Below are 18,354 nucleotides of genomic sequence, written 5' to 3'. Positions count from 1 at the left end.
TAACAAGGCATTTATGGCATTGAGGTATTCGCCGCTGGCGGCGGCATTGGGGCTGGCTTTTTCCGGCGCAGCCTGGGCGCAGCAAGCTTCAGAGGTGGTGCTGGACGAAGTACAGGTTCGCAGCGATCGCCAGTCTGATTCGAGCTACAACCCACCCACGGCAACGAGCGCCACCAAGATCGAGGCCCCGCTGCGTGATATACCTCAGGCCGTGAATGTGGTGCCGCAGAGCCTGCTGCGCGACCAGGCCGCGCAGTCCATGCAGGATGCTCTCAAGGCCGTGCCTGGCGTGGGCTTCTCTCATGGTGACGGTCAGCGCGACCAGGTCACCATTCGCGGCTTCTCGGCGATCGCCGATCAGTTTGTGGACGGCTTGCGCGATGACGCGCTGTACTTCCGCGATCTATCCAATATCGAGCAGATCGAAGTGCTCAAGGGCCCGGCCTCGGTGCTGTACGGGCGTGGTTCGTCGGGCGGCCTGATCAATCGCATCACCAAGAAGCCGGGCGTCAATCTCAGCGAAGTGGGGCTGACGCTGGGGCGCTGGAACCAGCGCCGGGGCGAGTTCGACCTGGCCCGCGCGCCCCAAGACGGTGTGGTGTCTTATCGCCTGACCGGCGCCGTGGAGCGCGCCGACAGCTATCGCGACCAGCAGTTTCTGGACCGCAAGGCATTGGCCGCATCGGTGCTGATCCAACCCAGCACCGATACCAGCGTGCTGCTGCAGGCCGACTACCTGAAGGACAGCCGCCTGACGGATTTCGGCATTCCCGCATATCAGGGCAGGCCCGTCAATGTGTCGCCAAGCACCTATTACGGCGCAGCCAATGCCAGGGATGTCGATGTGAGCAGTGCCGAGGTCGCATCACTGGGTGCGACTCTGAATCACCGCATCAGCGAGAGCTTGTCGCTGCGCAATGCTTTGCGCTACTACGACTATTCGCTGGATAGAAGCAACACGCTTGTGGGCTCGGTCAATGAGAAGGCGATGACGGCATCGCTCACGCGCGGCAATGTGCAGCGCGACGAAAGCGGCTTTTTCAATCAGACCGAGCTGACCCAGAAACTGGAGCTGGCAGGCATGAAGCACCAGCTGCTGTACGGCCTTGAATTCGGCCGCCAGAGCAAGGATCTGCTGTCCTACAGTCGTGCCAATGTGGCAACGGTTTCGCTCTTGAATCCGGTGCTGCCAATCCTGCCTTCGCGCATCGATGGCAAGCCTGCGGCGGACAATCACAGCGTCTTCCAGGTGGCCAGCTTGTATCTGCAGGATCTGGTCACCATTACTCCGCAGTGGAAGGCTCTGGCGGGGGTGCGCTATGACCGCTTCCAGCAGGACACACATGAGCGACAGCCGGGCAAGCCGGACTTGAGCCGCACGGACACCGCCTGGAGTCCGCGCGTCGGCCTGGTCTATCAGCCCTCGTCTGCATGGTCTTACTACGCTTCCTGGAGCAAGTCCTTCCAGCCCTCGGGCGAGACCTTTGCGCTGGCGGCAAACAATGCGCAACTGTCACCGGAGAAAACGACCAGCCAGGAAGTCGGCGTCAAATGGGATCGGCCGGACGGCAAGGCTTCGGTCACGGCCTCGCTGTTCAAGCTCGAGCGCACCAATATCAAGAGCGTCGACCCTACAAGCAATACCGTGGTGCCTCTGGGTGTGCAGCGTACCAATGGACTGGAGCTGACCTTTGCAGGCGAGATTGCGCCCAACTGGCAGGTCTGGGCCGGCTATGCCTTCCTTGATGGCGAGATGACCACATCGCCTGCCGTCGATGCCGGCCAGCCGGTTCAGGGCAAGCGACCCACGCTGACGCCCAGGCAAAGCGCCAACCTTTGGGTGACCAAGGCGCTGGGCCACGGTTTCGGTCTGGGTGGGGGGCTGAACTATGTCGGCGCCCGGTTTGCCAATCCTGGCAATACCGTGACCTTGCCAGGCTACACCACGGTGGACGCCATGGCCTACTACCGCATGGGTGCCTGGGATGTGCAGCTCAAGCTCAACAATCTGCTGGATCGTCGCTATATCGTTGCCGGTCATGGCAGCTCGCCCAACCTCAACCTGCCCGGTGCTCCGCGCTCGGCCCAGGTGGTGGCGCGCTATCGCTTCTAGAAGTGGTGTGCCATATGGCCCGGGTCGGCGGGGCTGGACCAGGGCCGCTGCCAGGGGTGACGGCCTGGATGAATAGAGGCCTGACGCTCAGGACGATGCCGCAAAAAAGGGTTCAACGGCCGCCCCAAGCAGCCGTTGAACCCGATACAAAGTGGCAAAGAGAATGTGAAGTCAGGCGATCAGGCGATCAGGCGATCAGGCGATCAGGCGATCAGGCGATCAGGCGATCAGGCGATCAGGCGATCAGGCAGTCACGGCCACCTTCTGCGCCAGCTTCTGGCGCTCGCGCACCATGGTCAGGGCCGTGTCCTCGATCATGTCTTCCTGGCCGCCCACCATGCCGCGGCGGCCCAGCTCCAGCAGCAGCTCGCGTGCCGGGATGCCGTACTTGGCTTCGGCACGCTTGGCAAACAGCAGGAAGCTACCGTAGACGCCCGCGTAGCCCAGGGTCAGCGCGTCGCGGTCGATGCGGATGGGAAAGTCCATCAACGGCACGACCAGATCTTCGGCCACGTCCTGGATCTTGAACACGTCCACACCGGTTTCAATGCCCATGCGCGCGCACACGGCGACCAGCACTTCCATGGGCGTGTTGCCTGCCCCCGCACCCAGGCCGGCCGCTGCCGCATCGATGCGGTTGGCGCCGGCTTCGATGGCGGCCAGCGAGTTGGCAATGCCCATGGCCAGGTTGTGGTGGCCGTGAAAGCCCAGCTCGGTCTCGGGCTTGAGAGCCTGGCGAACGGCGGCGAGGCGTTCCTTCACGTCATCGGGCAGCATATAGCCGGCCGAGTCCGTGATGTAGATGCAGTTGGCGCCGTAGCCTTCCATCAGCTTGGCCTGCTTGAGCAGACCTTCGGCGCTGTTCATATGCGCCATCATGAGAAAGCCCACGGTGTCCATGCCCATCTTGCGGGCCATGGCGATGTGCTGCTCGGAGACATCGGCCTCGGTGCAATGGGTGGCCACGCGGATGGTGGAGACGCCCAGCTCATGGGCCATCTTCAGGTGGTCGACGGTGCCGATGCCGGGCAGCAGCAGGGCTGAGACCTTGGCCTGCTTCATCAGCGGGATGACGGTGGACAGGTATTCCTCGTCCGTGTGGGCGGGAAAGCCGTAGTTGACCGAGCTGCCGCCCAGGCCGTCGCCGTGGGTCACTTCGATCAGCGGAACGCCAGCGGCGTCCAGACCGCAGGCCACGGACTTCATCTGCGCGAGCGTCATCTGGTGGCGCTTGGGGTGCATGCCGTCACGCAGCGTCATGTCGTGAACGGTGATCTTCTTACCTTTGAGGGACATGTTCTTCTCCTGGATCAGACAGCCACAGCGGCTTCGGCCAACTCGAAACGGCCGGCGAGGATTTCTTCGGCAAACATCTCGGCCGTGCGTGCCGCAGCGGCGGTCATGATGTCCAGATTGCCCGCGTACTTGGGCAGGTAGTCGCCCAGGCCTTCGACCTCCATATAGATGGAGACGCGGTTGCCGTCGATGACGGGGCCGTTGACCAGCTTGTAGCCGGGCACGTATTTCTGCACTTCCTTGATCATTGCGTGTACCGAGGCTTCGATCTCAGCAGGCTTGGGCGTATCTACCGTCAGGCAGTGGATGGTGTCGCGCATGATCAGCGGCGGCTCGGCGGGGTTGATGACGATGATGGCCTTGCCCTTTTGCGCACCGCCAATTTGTTCGACAGCGCCAGAGGTGGTGCGCGTGAACTCGTCGATGTTCTTGCGTGTGCCGGGGCCGACCGAGCGGCTGGAGACCGTGGCCACGATCTCGCCGTAGCTCACGGCCTGCACGCGCGAGACAGCAGCCACCATGGGGATGGTGGCCTGGCCGCCGCAGGTGACCATGTTCACGTTCATGGCCTTTTCTGCCACCTTCTCGGCCAGGTTCACGCTGGGCACGCAATAGGGGCCGATGGCCGCGGGCGTCAGGTCGATCATCAGCACGCCCAGTTCATTGAGCTTGCGGCTGTTTTCGGCGTGGACATAGGCGCTTGTGGCGTCGAAGGCGATCTGGATGCCGTCTTCCTTGACAAAGGGCAGCAGGCCGTCTACGCCCTCGGCCGTGGTCTTGATGCCCATTTCGCGGGCGCGCTTGAGGCCGTCGGATTCGGGGTCGATACCGACCATCCACACTGGCTCCAGAATGGCAGAGCGCTGCAGTTTCATGAGCAGGTCGGTGCCGATATTGCCGGGCCCGATCAGTGCGCACTTGATTTTCTTTTGCGTCATGGTGTCTTACTCCGTGAATTGAATGGAACAGTGGCCCATGCCCTCAATGACCATCTCGAAGTGGTCACCGGCAGCGGCGGGCACCAGGGGGGCGAGGGAGCCCGAGAGAATCACCTCGCCGGCCTTGAAGGGAATGCCGAAAGCGCCAAGCGTGTTGGCCAGCCAGGCCACGGCTTCGGCCGGGTGACCTTGCACGGCGCTTCCCAGGCCCGAACCTGCGGGCTGGCCGTTCTTGGTCATCTGCATGGCAGCGGCAGCCAGATCCAGCGAGGCTGGATTGGTGTGCTGCTTGCCGATGACAAAGACGCCGCAGGAGGCGTTGTCAGCCACGGTGTCCTGGATCTTGATCTTCCAGTCGTTGATGCGCGAATCGACAATCTCGAAGCAGGGCGCTACCCATTCGGTCGCGGCCAGTACATCTTCCTTGGTCACACCCGGGCCTTGCAGATCCTTGTTGAGCATGAAGGCAATTTCGCCTTCGGCGCGAGGCTGGATCAGGCCGGATGCCTTGAGCGAGACGGCAGCGCCGTCTTCATACTCCATGCTGTCGGTCAGAAAACCGAAGTCAGGCTGGTGCACATTCAGCATGTCCTGCACGGGCTTGGAGGTAACGCCGATCTTCTTGCCAATCACGCGCTCGCCCGATGCTTCTCGCAGGCGCAGCATGTGCAGGGAGATGTGATAGGCGTCCGCCACCGTCATCTCGGGGTGGCTGTCGGTCAGCGGTGCCAGTGTCTTGGCGGTTCGCAGCGCGTCATACAGGCGCCGGCCTTGCTGTTCGATGAATTGCTTGTCACTCATATTTGTCGCTCGCGGTGGCTTCAACCATTCTTCATGAAGTCGATGCAAGTGCGGTTGAACATCTCGCGATGCTCGACCTGTACCCAGTGGCCGCACTGGTTGACCAGCACCACGCGGCAGTTCTTGATGCCCTTGGCCAGCTTGTCGGCACCGCCCACGGGGTTGAAGGCGTCCTGCATGCCCCAGAAACCCAGCACATTGCACTTCAGATCGGGCAGCTGCTCTGTCATATTGGGGATATACAGTCGCTGGCGCGAGGCTTCGGTCTGGGTCAGGGCAATGGGCGCGCGCTCGTTGATGATCTCCTCGGTCAGCAGGGCCTGGTCCACCACCTGCATGCTCATCACGGCGCGCATGGCTTCGGGGCCGGTCTTGCCCGACTTGTAGACATTGAACATATTGGCAATGCCGGGCATGGCCATATAGGCTTCAAACTCTTCCACCCCACCGGGTGCCATGAGGATCAGGCTCTTGACGTCCTCGGGGTACTTGAGCGCATAGCCCAGCGCCACGGCGCCGCCCAGCGAGTTGCCCAGCAGGGTGATGTTTTTCAGGCCCAGTTGCTCCACCAGACCTTTGACGCCAGCGATGAAGAAATCCATGTCGTACTGCCTGGGCTCCTCGGTCTTGGACGAGAGGCCATAACCGAGCAGGTCGGGAACGATGGAGCGAAAGCCGGCCGCCGCAAACTCGGGGTAGTTGCCCTTGAAGTTGCTGTAGCCGCTGGCGCCGGTGCCTGCGCCATGCAAAAAGATCACGGCTTCACCCGAGCCCTGTTCGTGGTAGTGCACGCGCTGGGGATGGCCGGCCACGTTGCCGATGTCCACATATTTGCCTTCTGGAATGGAAAAAATGTTCATCTCTGTTCTTTATGCTTGGAGTGGATAGACGAAGGCTGTCTCCTGCCTTCGAGCGAGAAATCTTGGACGGCGAGGCTTATCGAGCCCTGGCTTGCCATAGCTTGGGCAGGCCGGGGTCGGTGGCGGCAATTGCTTTTTTGAGCAGATTGCGCAGCGTGGCTGCTTCCATCTCGCCAAGGCTCGCTATCAAATCGGTTTCCACGGCTTTGGCTGCGGCCAGCACACGCAAGATGGCTTCGTTGCCCTGGGGTGTGAGCTGCAGCGACTCGGCTCGCTCGCGGCTTTCCTCCACCCAGCCTTTGCTGATCAGCGACTGCAGGGCCACGGCTCCGATGTCGGTGCCGGTGTAGGCCATGTGAGATGCAATTTCGGCAAGCGACTGGGGCTGTTGGATGCTCAGCAGCGAGAGCACATAAAAATCGGCATCGGTCATGCCGTAAGCCGCCATGGGCTTGCGCAAGCCGCTCAGGAATTGAAAGTGCGCGCGGCCCATCAAATATCCGATCAGGTTTTCCGAATAGGCGGTATTGGTGTCTGCTGCAGGTTCGCTGGCCACGGCGTTGGCCTTGCGCGAAGCCAGGGCGTAACCGCCGGTCACGTAGAGCAGGGGTGGGTGCGGGTTGGCGTCGTAGTCGGTCACCTCGCCCACAAAGATGATGTGGTCGCCGCCGTCGTACTGAAATGCGGTCTTGCACCTGAAGCGCGCGCTGCAGTCCTGCAGCAGCGGGGCATGTGCTTCCTCGGAGTCCAGCGGCAGGCCGGAGAACTTGTCTTCGCCGGCACGGGCAAAGCGGTTCGACAGGGCTTCTTGCTCGTTGGAGAGGATGTGCACATTCCAGCTGTCAGCGTTCTGGAACACAGCCAGGCTGCGGGCGTTCTTGGCCAGGCTCCACAAAACCATGGGAGGCTCCAGCGAAACCGAGTTGAAGCTGTTGGCCGTGATTCCTACAGGCTCGCCATTCTCGGCACGGGTGGTGACGATGGTGACCCCAGTGCCGAACATGCCCAGGGCGCGGCGGAAGTCTTTGGGGTCGAAGGTTGCTGCAGTGCTTTGCATGGGGTGAATGTCTCCTTGGTGCAAGAGTGCGGCGAACAGGGCTTTTATGAATCCTTCACATGGACTAGCAGCGCAAAGCAGGGCTTGGTGTTTGTCCTAGGCTCAGTGTTTTTGCCGTGCGGGATCAGGCTTGGAGGAAGTCCGCAAATGCCTGCTGCATCGTTAGTCTGATCGGACGATGAACGGAAAATTGCATGGTGAGAGCATTTCTGTCATAGGCGAAAAAGCCTTGCCCACCACACCACAAGCCGTCCGGTGGAGCGGCAACTGGAGAGCTGAATGAACACAATGACAGATAACTACCTCACCCCTGATGCGCTGGCCGTGATCGAGCGTGCCAAGGCCCTGGCGCCCAAGCTGGCGGCACGTGCGCAGCAGGCGGATCGCGAAGGAAAGATCAGCGACGAAACCGTTCAGGAGATGGCTGAGGCGGGTCTGTTCCGTGTGCTGCAACCCAAGCGCTGGGGGGGGTATGAAATGGATCCCCGTGTGTTCTACAGCGTGCAGATGGAGCTGGCCAAGGGTTGCATGTCCACGGCCTGGATTTACGGGGTGGTCGGCGTTCACCCCTGGCAGTTGGCGCTTTTCCCCGACCAGGCCCAGCAAGATGTGTGGGGCAAGGACAATGGCGTGCGCATCGCCTCGACCTATATGCCGACTGGCAAGGCCGAGCCCGTGGAAGGTGGCTTCAGGTTCAACGGCCGCTGGAGCTTTTCCACCGGCTCCAAGCATTGCGACTGGCTGTTTCTCGGCGGTCTTCTGCCCAAGCGTGATGGCACGCCTGGCCTGGAACATGTGACTTTTCTGGTGCCCAAGGCGGACTACCGCATTGAGGACAACTGGGATGTGCTGGGCCTGCGCGGCACAGGCAGTCATGACATCGTGGTGGAAAACGCTTTCGTCCCGGCACATCGCATCCAGTACACCAACGACCACAGCGATGTGGGCTGCCCCGGTCGCGCCGAGAACACCAGCTGGCTGTTCCGCATCCCCTTTACCCATGTGTTCCAGCGTGCGGTGTCCACCGCCTGCCTGGGCGCGCTGGAAAGCGCCATCGCGTCGTTCACCGAGCGCGCGACGGCGCACGTTGGAAAGCATGGCAACAGGATGGCCGAGGACGTGAACGCCCAGACGGCCGTGACCGAAGCCACGATTGCGCTGGACCAGCTCAAGATGGTTCTGTTCCGCAATTACGCACGCATTGTGGATGCGGCCAAGACTGGTATTCAGCTGACGCTGGAAGAGCGTCTGCTGCAGAGAGCTCAGGCGTCATACGTTCCCAAGCTGACGGGCTTTCATGCCAATGAGCTGATGCGCGCCTGCGCAGCCAGCGGTACCTTCAAGAACAACCCCATCGAGCGCATCTTCCGCGACATCCATCAGGGACGTACCCACATTGCGAACAATACGGATGCCTATGTGCGCGCCTATGGCTCGCATGTGCTGGGCATTCCCAACCAGGAACCCTTTGTCTGATTGAATTCAGGCAGCAAGCTGCGGCAGCGCTCCCATAACGGAGGCTGCCGCCAGCGTGTATTTGCGACAGTCCATCCATAAAACAAAGATTGACGGAGACAAGGTATGGCAGAACAAGAATATGACCTGATCGTCGTGGGTTCGGGGGCAGGTGCCCTGTTGGGCGCCATTCGCGCGCAGGAGCAGGGCCTCAAGACTCTGGTGGTGGAGAAGACCGAGCTGTTCGGTGGCACTTCGGCTCTGTCGGGGGGCGGTATCTGGATTCCGCTCAATTACGACCAGAAGACCGCTGGCATCAAAGACGATCTGGAAACCGCATTTGGCTATATGAAGCGCTGTGTGCGCGGCATGGCAACCGACGACCGCGTGCTGGCCTATGTGGAAACCGCGAGCAAGATGGCCGAGTACCTGCGCCAGATCGGCATCCCTTATCGCGCCATGGCCAAGTATGCGGACTACTACCCCCATATCGAAGGCTCCAGGCCCGGTGGCCGCACCATGGACCCGGTGGACTTCAATGCCGCCAGGCTGGGCCTGACGGCACTGGAAACCATGCGCCCCGGCCCTCCCGGCAACCAGTTGTTCGGCCGCATGAGCATCAGTGCCTTCGAGGCGCATTCCATGCTCTCGCGCGAGCTCAAGTCGCGCTTCACCATCCTGGGCATCATGCTCAAGTATTTTCTGGACTACCCCTGGCGCAACAAGACCAGGCGCGATCGTCGCATGACGGGCGGTCAGGCGCTGGTGGCAGGCCTGCTGACTGCTGCCAACAAGGTCGGCGTCGAGATGTGGTGCAACTCTCCGCTCAAGGAGCTGGTGCAGGATGCATCGGGCCGCGTGACGGGTGTCATTGTTGAGAGGAATGGTCAGCGCCAGCAGATCAAGGCCAGACGTGGCGTGTTGTTGGGTGCGGGTGGTTTTGAGCGCAATCAGGAGATGCGTGACCAGTATCTGAACAAGCCCACCAAGGCTGAGTGGACGGCAACCCCTGTGGGAGGCAATACCGGTGATGCCCACCGGGCCGGTCAGGCCGTGGGCGCACAGCTGGCGCTGATGGACTGGTCCTGGGGCGTGCCCACCATGGATGTTCCCAAGGAGCCGGCCTTTCGCGGCATTTTCGTGGAGCGCTCGCTGCCGGGGTGCATGGTGGTCAACGACAAGGGGCAGCGCTTCCTCAACGAGTCCGGCCCGTACCCGGAATTCCAGCAGGCCATGCTGGCCGAAAATGCCAAGGGCAATGGCGGTGTACCTGCCTGGATTGTGTTCGACGCCAGCTTCCGCGCGCAAAACCCCATGGGGCCGCTGATGCCAGGCTCGGCCGTGCCAGACAGCAAGGTGCGCAAGAGCTGGCTGAACAATGTCTACTGGAAGGGCGAGACGCTGGAAGATCTGGCGCGCCAGATCGGCGTGGACGCTGCTGGGCTGCAGGACAGTGCGCGTCGCATGACCGAATACGCCAGAGCTGGCAAGGACCTGGACTTTGACCGGGGCGGCAATGTGTTTGACCGCTACTACGGCGATCCGCGTCTCAAGAATCCCAACCTGGGTCCCATCGAGAAAGGTCCGTTCTACGCCATGCGTCTGTGGCCCGGTGAGATCGGCACCAAGGGGGGGCTGCTGACCGACAGGGAAGGCCGTGTGCTCGACACGCAAGGCAGGATCATCGAGGGGCTGTATTGCGTGGGCAACAACTCCGCCTCCGTCATGGGGCCGGCCTACGCCGGCGCTGGCTCCACCCTGGGGCCGGCCATGACGTTTGCCTTCCGCGCCGTGGCTGACATGGTAGGCAAACCCTTGCCTCTCGAGAACCCGCATCTGCTGGGCAAGACGGTTTGACCAGGAGGCGCAGAGATGTCCAATGTCAAAAAGCATGTCAGCACCATCAATCCTGTGGGGGAAGTCCTGGATGTGGGGTCGGCCGATGAGGTTCAGTGGTCCGATGCCAGCGATGTGGTGGTGGTCGGCTGGGGAGGGGCAGGTGCCAGTGCAGCGATTGAGGCGCGCGAGCAGGGGGCAGAAGTTCTGGTGATCGAGCGCTTCAGCGGTGGCGGTGCCAGTGTGCTGTCGGGCGGTGTGGTCTATGCCGGTGGCGGTACCCGCTACCAGAAGGAAGCCGGCTTCGAGGATTCACCCGAAGCCATGACTGCCTACCTCAAGCATGAGGTCAATGGTGTGGTCAGTGACGAGACTCTGGCTCGCTTCAGCCGCGACAGTGTGACCAACCTGAACTGGCTGGAAAAGCAGGGCGCTACTTTTGCGTCGACCATGCCTGGGTACAAGACCTCTTATCCGGCCGATGGCATGTATCTGTACTACTCGGGCAACGAGGTGGTGCCCGCCTACGGCAACCCGCAACTGCTCAAGAAGCCCCCACCGCGCGGCCATCGCGTGGTGGCCAAGGGGCAGTCGGGAGCGATGTTCTTTGCCGCGCTGCAAAAATCCACATTGGCGCACGGAGCCCGCACATTGACGCAGGCACGCGTCCAGCGCCTGGTGCGCGAGAAGGACAGTGGCCGTGTATTGGGCGTGGAGGTGATGGTGTTGCCCGAAGGCGATCCACGTACCGAACGCCACAAGAAGCTCGATGAGCTGGTGGCCAAGTGGCGCCTGTATCAGGCGCCGCGTGCCCAGGCGGGTCGCCGTGAAGCTGCGCAGATCGAGAGCGAGATCGGCGAGAAGCGCTACATCCGTGCCCGCAAAGGTGTGGTGCTGTCCACTGGCGGCTATATCTTCAATTCGGAATTGCTGGAGCGGCATGCGCCGGCTTACAAGCCCGGCTGGCTGACCGGTGCTGCGGGCTGCGATGGCTCTGGTCTGCGGCTGGGGCAATCCGTGGGAGGGATCGCTCAGGATCTGAACAATATCTCGGCCTGGCGCTTCATCACGCCACCCTCGGTCTGGCCCAAGGGTCTGGTGGTCAACACCCAAGGCGAGCGCTTTTGCAATGAGCAGGTCTACGGCGCCAAGCTCGGCTACGAGATGATGGAAAAGCAGGGGGGACAGGCTTGGCTCATTATTGATAGCAAGCTGCGCAGGCAGGCTGCGTGGCAGTGCCTGTTTGGCGGTTTGTGGGCTTTCCAGTCCATGCCCGCGCTGGCGCTGATGTACAAGGTCGCGATCAAGGGCAAATCCGTCGACGACCTGGCCAAAAAGCTTCGCATGGATGCCGCAGTGCTGCAACTGCAGTTCGATCGTGCCAATGCCGCTGCACGCGGTGAGATCGAAGACCCGTTGGGCAAGTCCCAGGACATGCGCCATGAGTTCAAGGGCGGCTCGCTGTTTGCCATCGATATCTCCATCAGCCAGAAGATGTTCCCGTTGGCCGTCCTGAGCCTGGGGGGGCTCAAGGTCAATGAGGACAACGGTGCAGTGATTGACGGCGCCGGCTATGACATTCCCGGGTTGTATGCCGCGGGGCGTACCGCCATTGGTGTGGCTTCCTCGCGTTACGTGAGCGGCTTGTCTCTGGCCGACTGCGTGTTCTCGGGCCGCCGAGCGGGCAAGGCGGCCGCACTGCAAGGGGGCGAGTCCCCTGCTGCCCAGGCGGTGTGCCCGCAGGCAAGCGCTGTGGAGAGCGTCAGTTCCTGACCCCGTGGATTGGGGACGATCTTGTGCCGGGGCGCCAGTGCAAGGTTGCACAAAAAGAGTGAGTGAGTAAGGGGTAAGAAGAAATGAGCAGTGAAGCCACAACAACCGCATCGCGGTATCACCCGCTGCGCGTGCGCGCGGTGATCGACGAGACGCACGATACCAAGTCAATTGTGTTTGAGGTGCCGGAGGCCCTGGCTGAGCAATTCAGCTATCGTCCCGGCCAGTTTCTGACCCTGCGACTGCCTATCGAGGGCCGCTATGTGCCTCGCTGCTACTCCATGTCCAGTGCCCCGGTGCTCGACGATGCCTTGCGGGTGACTGTCAAGCGCGTCGACAAGGGACGAGGTTCCAACTGGGTTTGCGACAGGGTTCAGGTGGGTGATTCCATCGAACTGATGCCTCCCTCGGGCCTGTTCTCGCCCCGGAATCTGTCTCAGAACTTTTTGCTGCTGGCCGGTGGCAGCGGAATTACACCGGTGTTCTCCATCTTGCGCACTGTTCTCAAGCAGCATCAGGGCAACGTGGTGCTGTTCTATGCCAACCGCGACGAGCGTTCGGTCATCTTCAAGAAGGACCTGCAGCAGCTGGCGGCCGAGTATCCGGATCGCCTGCAGGTCCTTCACTGGCTGGACTCCGTGCAAGGCGCGCCTTCGCAAAAGCAGCTCGCAGCCTGGGCCTCGCCCTGGGTGGTCGATGCAGGCCAGGCCTTTATCTGCGGGCCGGGCCCCTTCATGGATGCCGCACAGGCCGCGTTGATCGAGGCCGGCATGCCTGCCGAGCAGGTACATGTGGAGCGCTTTGTCTCTCTGCCTGACGAGGAGACTCTGCAGCTGATGCAAGAGGCAACTGCCCCCGTGGAGGCAGCTGTCGACCAAGCCCTGGTGCAGCTGCGTCTGGACGGCCAGGAATACGAATTCAGCTGCAGTGGCACGGAGACCATTCTGGAGGCCGGACTGCGCGCTGGCATCAATGTGCCCTACTCCTGCCAGGCCGGCATGTGCGCATCCTGCATGTGCCAGGTGCAGGACGGCAGCGTACATCTGCGACACAACGAAGTGCTGGATGCCAAGGATCTGTCCAAGAAGTGGACGCTTGCCTGTCAATCCGTGCCCACCAGCGAAAAGCTGCGCGTCAAATTTCCGGAGTAACTTATGTCGAAACCCAACCAGAACGCGATGCCCGAGTCCTCGCTGACCTTGCCCGGCATGCTGGCCGACGTGGTCAGCCGCTTTGCCGGTCGCGCGGCGATTGTCGAAAACGGCAAGTCCATCAGCTATGCCCAGCTGCAGCAGCTGAGCCGGCTGGCCGCACGTGCCTTGATGAGTCTGGGTGTGCAGGCTGGCGACCGTGTGGGTCTGTGGGCACCGAATCTCAGCGAGTGGATCGTTGCCGCCTGCGGTGTGCATGCTGCCGGCGGCGTGCTGGTGCCCTTGAACACCCGCATGAAGGGCGCTGAGGCTGCCGATATTCTCGAGCGCAGCCGTGCCAGGGTGCTGGTGTGCGTGGGTGACTTCCTGAACAACTACTACCCGGATCTGCTGAGTGGCCTGCGTCCTGTCACACTGCAGCAGGTGGTGGTACTTGGTGACAAGGTGTTGCCCAGTGCAGACCTGAGTTGGGCGCAGTTCATGGCCAGGGCCGAGGACACCAGCGACCAGGCCCAGCAGCAGCGCGAATCCCGGATCAAGCCCGACGATACGGCCGATCTGATGTTCACCTCGGGTACCACGGGACGCCCCAAGGGGGTGATGTGCGCGCACCGCCCGACGATCCTGGCTTTCAAGGCCTGGTCGGATGTGGTGGGTTTGACCGAAGGCAGCCGATACCTGATCGTCAATCCGTTCTTTCACACCTTCGGCTACAAGGCAGGCTGGGTGGCTGCCCTGCTGCAGGGCTCTACCGTCTATCCCGAGCAGGTATTTGATGCGCAGGCCATCTTGCATCGCATCGAGAGCGACCGTATCAGCTTCCTGCCCGGGCCGCCTACCTTGTTCCTGTCCATGCTGGCGCATCCCGGGCTCAAGAATTTCGATCTGAGTTCGCTGAAGTCCTCCGTGACCGGTGCTTCCACCGTACCTCCCATTCTCATCAGGCGCATGCGCGAGGAACTGGGCATCATGAATGTCACCACGGCCTACGGCCTGACGGAGTGCGGTGGTTGTGCCACGCTCTGCGAGCCCTCCGACAATGTGGAAACCGTGGCCAACACCTGCGGCAAGGCCCTGCCAGGGACCGAGGTGCGCTGTGTGGACGAGCAAGGACAGCCTGTTGAACCAGGCGAAGCGGGAGAGGTGCTGCTGCGCGGCTATCACATCATGCAGGGCTACTTCGAGGATGAAAAGGCCACGGCGGAAACCATTGATGCCGATGGCTGGTTGCATACCGGCGATGTGGGCGTGCTTGACGAGCGCGGCTATCTGCGTATTACCGACCGCCTCAAGGATATGTTCATCGTGGGCGGCTTCAACTGCTACCCCGCAGAAATCGAGCGCATGCTATCCAACCACCCCGAGGTGGCGCAGGTTGCCGTGGTCGGCGTGGCCGATGAGCGCATGGGCGAGGTAGGCTGCGCCTGCGTGGTGACACGCAACGGCGTGACACTGGACCAGGAGGCCTTCATCGCCTGGTGCCGCGCCAATATGGCCAACTACAAGGTGCCGCGCTTTGTCCTCCAGCTCGAGGGCCTGCCCGTCAATGCCTCCAACAAGGTGCAAAAGCGCGATCTGCTGGAGATCGTCAAGAGTCGCCTCGCACCTGTTTTACAGCCGGCCTGAACTGGACTATCTGAAAAAGCCCCGCGGTTTTCGAAAACCGGCCCCAAATTATGGCTATAATTCGTGTCTGCTCTGTAAGGCGAACGGCTTTTCAGAAATGCGGGAATAGCTCAGTTGGTAGAGCGATACCTTGCCAAGGTATAGGTCGACGGTTCGAACCCGTTTTCCCGCTCCAGATTTCGAAAAGGGAAGCAAAAGCTTCCCTTTTTTATTGCTTTGGTCGCATGGCTGATGCAGCACTTCTCGCTGGCGCACAGCGCCGGTTGTGAAGTGGGCCCCGATGGTGAAATTGGTAGACACTGCAGACTTAAAATCTGCCGCTTTTAACGAAGCGTACCGGTTCGATTCCGGTTCGGGGCACCAGAATTGAAAAGCCTGCTATATCTTGTGTAGCGGGCTTTTTTATTTGTGACTTGAGTAGCCGTTGCTGCCCGCAGTCTTGCTGAAGGTGGGAAAATTCAGCCACTGCGATGCCATAGGGCCGTGGGCGTCAAGGCTTGCCAAGGTGCTTGGAAAAGTCCTGGCTTCGATGCAATATGGCTTGCAGTTCTGTCATGCTGACGAGGCCTGCACTCCCAGAGAAAAAAGATGTCTAGTTACAACGCTGCTTTTGAAATTCATGTCCACGGACAGGTTCTGCTCCGTGCTGATGTTACGTATGAGCAGCTGCAAGATGCATTGCGTCCCTTGTGGGCCTATGCTGGTGCGCGCTCATTGACTGACGGCGAGGGAAGTCTCTATGAAGAAGAGCCCGGCATTCAGTTCGACGCCAAGGAGCATCTGCTGCAGATGTGCTGGACCGTGCGTGGTGACGATGACTTCCGCCAGGCCCTGGACGATATGTGCATGGGGCTCAACGAGCTGGCCGAGCAGGGCGCGCCCATCGAGGTGACCTTCTACGACACCGAGTTCGACGAGGAAGAAGCTCCTGCCGAGGCGCAAAGCCGCGATGACTTCCTGATGCTGTTTGTCGGTCCCAATCCCGCAGCCATCATGCAGGTGCAGCGCGATCTGCTGGTCCAGGATGTCATCAACATGATGGAGCGTCACTTTGACGGCGCAGAGCTCGGCGGAGTGGTGCAGGAGATCGACAAGCTGTTCTCGCAGCGCTTCGAAGCCCTGGTCAGCTCGCTGGAGCTGGGCAAGCCGCCACGGGGTGGATCGGGGGGCTCGGCCTCCGGTCATGGCGGCAATCGCCGCCCGCGCCATCTGCATTGATTCATCGGTCATTCGCCGTCAAAGCCCTCTGTGCTGCAGTCCCGAGACTGTGGCGGAGGGCTTGTCTTTTGTCATGAAGCCCATTCCTACCCCCAAGTATTCAGGAGCCGTGGTCGAGCAGCTGCGCAAGGGCAGGGCTGCGCGCGCCAGCATGGGTGAAGAAGGGGTGAGTGCATCTGTGCCGCTGGCATTGCCCTATCTCTCGGGCTACGCGCCATCGCTGCAGAATCAGGTGCGCGACTGGTTGCTCGCGGGCAAGGCCGGTGAGTGGCTGCTGCGCAAATATCCGCAGGCCCACGCGGTTCGCACGGACAGGGCGCTTTATGACTATGTCGATGCGCTCAAGGCCCAGTATTTGCGCAATGCAGGCCAATTGCACAAGGTGGCCTATGACAGCAGGATTCATGTGGTGCGCAATGCTCTGGGTCTGCATACGCGGCGTGCGATTGTGCACGGCGGCAGGCTCAATGCCCGGCACGAGATTCATGTGGCGGCCATGTTCAAGCAGGCGCCAGATGCCTTTTTGCGCATGATCTGCGTGCATGAGCTGGCGCATATCCGCATCATGGATCACGACAAGGCTTTCTATCAGTTATGCACGCATATGGAGTCTGATTACCACCAGTTGGAGTTCGATGTGCGTTTTTATCTCAGTTATCTGGACCAGGGCGGCCAGCAGCTCTGGATCTGATGGCGCAGATCAGGCAAGGGTTGGCACTGTGCTGGGCGAGCACACGTTGACGGCCTGGCTGCAGTCGACGGGCAGATCCAGCCAACGCTGGGCCGCAGCTTGCATGGCCGTCAGGCGGCCGGTTGTCATGAGCTGAATCTGATCGGCCTGGGCCAGCTGCAGCGATCCATCGGTCTCGGCTCCCAGCAGATTGCGCTGCTCCAGCATGCGTCGGGTCTGGCGTGCCACGGGGGCACCCGTGTCCAGGAACTGAATATCGGGCCCCAGCAGGGCACGCAAATCGTCCTTGACAAACACATAGTGGGTACAGCCCAGCACCAGCGTATCCATCTGCCCTGTCTTAAGGCCGAAACTCCCTAAAGCGCTTGTGTACTTTGCGCACAGCGCTCTGATCTCCGTGGCGCTTGCATCCTCGGGCAATGCCTGCTCCGTGCTTTGCTCGATCGCCCTGGCCAGGCCGTCGCAGGCCTGGAGGTGAAACTCGGCGCGCTGGCCATGCTCCGACACCAGGCGCGCCACGCGCTGGCTGGAGATGGTGCCCCGGGTGGCCATCACGCCTACATGATGGGTCTGACTGGAAAAAGAGGCTGGTTTGATGGCCGGCTCCACTCCAATGACGGGCAGTTGCGGAAGGCGCTCGCGCAACAGCTCCACGGCTGCAGCGGTGGCGGTATTGCAGGCAACCACGAGAATCTTGATGCCGTGCCGCTCCAGCAGGTACTTTGCAATGGCCAAGCTGCGCTCCTGCACAAACGCATCGCCGCGTGCATCGCCATAGGGTGCATTGCCGCTGTCGGCCAGATAGACAAACTGCTCGTGCGGCAACTCATGGCGCAGCGCCTGCAGCACACTGAGGCCGCCCACACCGCTATCAAAAATACCGATGGGGGAGTGAGGAGTGGGCATGGTGCAAGAGGTAGGTGGAGGCGATGGTGCGGTCGTCAGTATGCGCCGCTTTGCGTGCCGGCGGCGCCTCCAGGGCTATGGTCTATCAGGAATTCGTGCTGCCCTGGGCTGGAGGCAAGCCGCAGACCGGACAGAAATTATCACCATGACCGACTTCATGCCCGGCCGGGCAGTGGCGGGTTCTGAGCATGGAAGGCAGGTTCCAGCTTGAGAAGAAGATGCAGAACGCCATGCCGTAGAAGATCATCCAGTGGCCCGAGAACATACGCAAGCCGTGCTGCTGCTCGGCCATGCCGCCCACAATGCCGAGAAAAAAGTTGGCAAAAGCGTAAATGAAGACCGCATAGGCAGAGTTGCGCATCCAGGCGGGGCAGCCTGCGAGCACCTTCTTCCAGGAAAACTGCAGGCGATTGCCGTTGTTGATGCGCTGAGCAATCAGTGCCGCAGGCGCCCAGACGGCAAAAATCCCGATGGTCATGACGCTTGTGAATATCTTCAGGGCATCTTGAGGCAAATGTGTTCCAAGCGTATCGATCTGGCCCGCAAGTGCAACCAAATGTGTGATTGCACTGAGTACAAAGCCCATTGCGGAAATCAGCATCAGTGGCGGCAGAAGAATTTGCATGGCGGCTT

15 protein-coding genes and 2 tRNA genes are annotated in these 18,354 nt (G+C 61.2%); 10 read left to right on the top strand and 7 right to left on the bottom strand.

Features of this window, described 5'->3' with window-relative positions:
* Window positions 1-13 precede the first annotated feature (13 nt).
* Complete coding sequence (locus QYQ99_RS05010) at window positions 14-2,113, top strand: TonB-dependent receptor (RefSeq protein WP_302091683.1); 2,100 nt, start codon at window positions 14-16, stop codon at window positions 2,111-2,113.
* 243 nt (window positions 2,114-2,356) lie between these two features.
* Here QYQ99_RS05010 and tesG read toward each other — a convergent pair whose 3' ends face one another.
* The 5 genes from tesG to QYQ99_RS04985 all read right to left on the bottom strand — a co-directional run bounded on the left by tesG (window position 2,357) and on the right by QYQ99_RS04985 (window position 7,065).
* A complete protein-coding gene (tesG, locus tag QYQ99_RS05005; protein ID WP_302091682.1) occupies window positions 2,357-3,409 on the bottom strand; it encodes a 4-hydroxy-2-oxovalerate aldolase TesG in 1,053 nt (350 codons plus the stop codon).
* Between the two features lie 14 nt (window positions 3,410-3,423).
* Window positions 3,424-4,347 (bottom strand): acetaldehyde dehydrogenase TesF, encoded by a 924-nt coding sequence (gene tesF, locus QYQ99_RS05000; protein WP_302091681.1) that lies wholly within the window; start codon window positions 4,345-4,347, stop codon window positions 3,424-3,426.
* A gap of 6 nt (window positions 4,348-4,353) precedes the next feature.
* Window positions 4,354-5,148 carry a 2-hydroxyhexa-2,4-dienoate hydratase TesE gene (gene tesE / locus QYQ99_RS04995; RefSeq protein ID WP_302091680.1) on the bottom strand — a complete coding sequence of 265 codons (795 nt, stop codon included), beginning with the start codon at window positions 5,146-5,148 and terminating at the stop codon, window positions 4,354-4,356.
* 20 nt (window positions 5,149-5,168) lie between these two features.
* On the bottom strand, window positions 5,169-6,008 hold the full coding sequence (locus tag QYQ99_RS04990) for an alpha/beta fold hydrolase (RefSeq protein WP_302091679.1): 840 nt from the start codon (window positions 6,006-6,008) through the stop codon (window positions 5,169-5,171).
* Between the two features lie 76 nt (window positions 6,009-6,084).
* Window positions 6,085-7,065 carry a flavin reductase gene (locus tag QYQ99_RS04985; RefSeq protein WP_302091678.1) on the bottom strand — a complete coding sequence of 327 codons (981 nt, stop codon included), beginning with the start codon at window positions 7,063-7,065 and terminating at the stop codon, window positions 6,085-6,087.
* Between the two features lie 288 nt (window positions 7,066-7,353).
* Between QYQ99_RS04985 and QYQ99_RS04980 the strand changes: the two genes are divergently transcribed.
* The 9 genes from QYQ99_RS04980 (at window position 7,354) to QYQ99_RS04940 (ending at window position 16,815) form a co-directional block, all read left to right on the top strand.
* Window positions 7,354-8,541, top strand: coding sequence for an acyl-CoA dehydrogenase family protein (locus tag QYQ99_RS04980; RefSeq protein WP_302093114.1), 1,188 nt, complete (start codon window positions 7,354-7,356; stop codon window positions 8,539-8,541).
* A gap of 105 nt (window positions 8,542-8,646) precedes the next feature.
* Complete coding sequence (locus QYQ99_RS04975; protein WP_302091677.1) at window positions 8,647-10,377, top strand: FAD-dependent oxidoreductase; 1,731 nt, start codon at window positions 8,647-8,649, stop codon at window positions 10,375-10,377.
* A gap of 15 nt (window positions 10,378-10,392) precedes the next feature.
* Window positions 10,393-12,129 carry an FAD-binding protein gene (locus QYQ99_RS04970; protein ID WP_302091676.1) on the top strand — a complete coding sequence of 579 codons (1,737 nt, stop codon included), beginning with the start codon at window positions 10,393-10,395 and terminating at the stop codon, window positions 12,127-12,129.
* 83 nt (window positions 12,130-12,212) lie between these two features.
* Entirely contained in the window at window positions 12,213-13,280 is a 1,068-nt protein-coding gene (locus tag QYQ99_RS04965) for a ferredoxin--NADP reductase (RefSeq protein WP_302091675.1), read from the top strand.
* 3 nt (window positions 13,281-13,283) lie between these two features.
* On the top strand, window positions 13,284-14,906 hold the full coding sequence (locus tag QYQ99_RS04960; RefSeq protein WP_302091674.1) for a FadD3 family acyl-CoA ligase: 1,623 nt from the start codon (window positions 13,284-13,286) through the stop codon (window positions 14,904-14,906).
* A 99-nt stretch (window positions 14,907-15,005) separates the two neighbouring features.
* Window positions 15,006-15,081 (top strand) — tRNA-Gly (locus QYQ99_RS04955).
* A 99-nt stretch (window positions 15,082-15,180) separates the two neighbouring features.
* Window positions 15,181-15,269, top strand: a tRNA-Leu gene (locus tag QYQ99_RS04950).
* 225 nt (window positions 15,270-15,494) lie between these two features.
* Window positions 15,495-16,124 (top strand): DUF6806 family protein, encoded by a 630-nt coding sequence (locus QYQ99_RS04945; RefSeq protein WP_302091673.1) that lies wholly within the window; start codon window positions 15,495-15,497, stop codon window positions 16,122-16,124.
* A gap of 73 nt (window positions 16,125-16,197) precedes the next feature.
* Window positions 16,198-16,815, top strand: coding sequence for a YgjP-like metallopeptidase domain-containing protein (locus QYQ99_RS04940; protein ID WP_302091672.1), 618 nt, complete (start codon window positions 16,198-16,200; stop codon window positions 16,813-16,815).
* Window positions 16,816-16,824: 9 nt separating this feature from the next.
* On the opposite strand, the gene murI is transcribed toward QYQ99_RS04940, so the two are convergent.
* Both murI and QYQ99_RS04930 read right to left on the bottom strand, forming a co-directional pair.
* Window positions 16,825-17,721 (bottom strand): glutamate racemase, encoded by an 897-nt coding sequence (gene murI, locus QYQ99_RS04935; protein ID WP_302091671.1) that lies wholly within the window; start codon window positions 17,719-17,721, stop codon window positions 16,825-16,827.
* 85 nt (window positions 17,722-17,806) lie between these two features.
* The gene (locus QYQ99_RS04930) at window positions 17,807-18,199 is read right to left on the bottom strand and encodes a hypothetical protein (protein ID WP_302091670.1); all 393 of its coding nucleotides are present in this window, start codon (window positions 18,197-18,199) and stop codon (window positions 17,807-17,809) included.
* Window positions 18,200-18,354: the final 155 nt, after the last annotated feature.

It is taken from the genome of Comamonas testosteroni (genome assembly GCF_030505195.1).
GTDB lineage: Bacteria > Pseudomonadota > Gammaproteobacteria > Burkholderiales > Burkholderiaceae_C > Comamonas > Comamonas testosteroni_G.
Note: the sequence above shows the minus strand (reverse complement) of the source record. Positions and strands in the feature narration are given on the sequence as shown.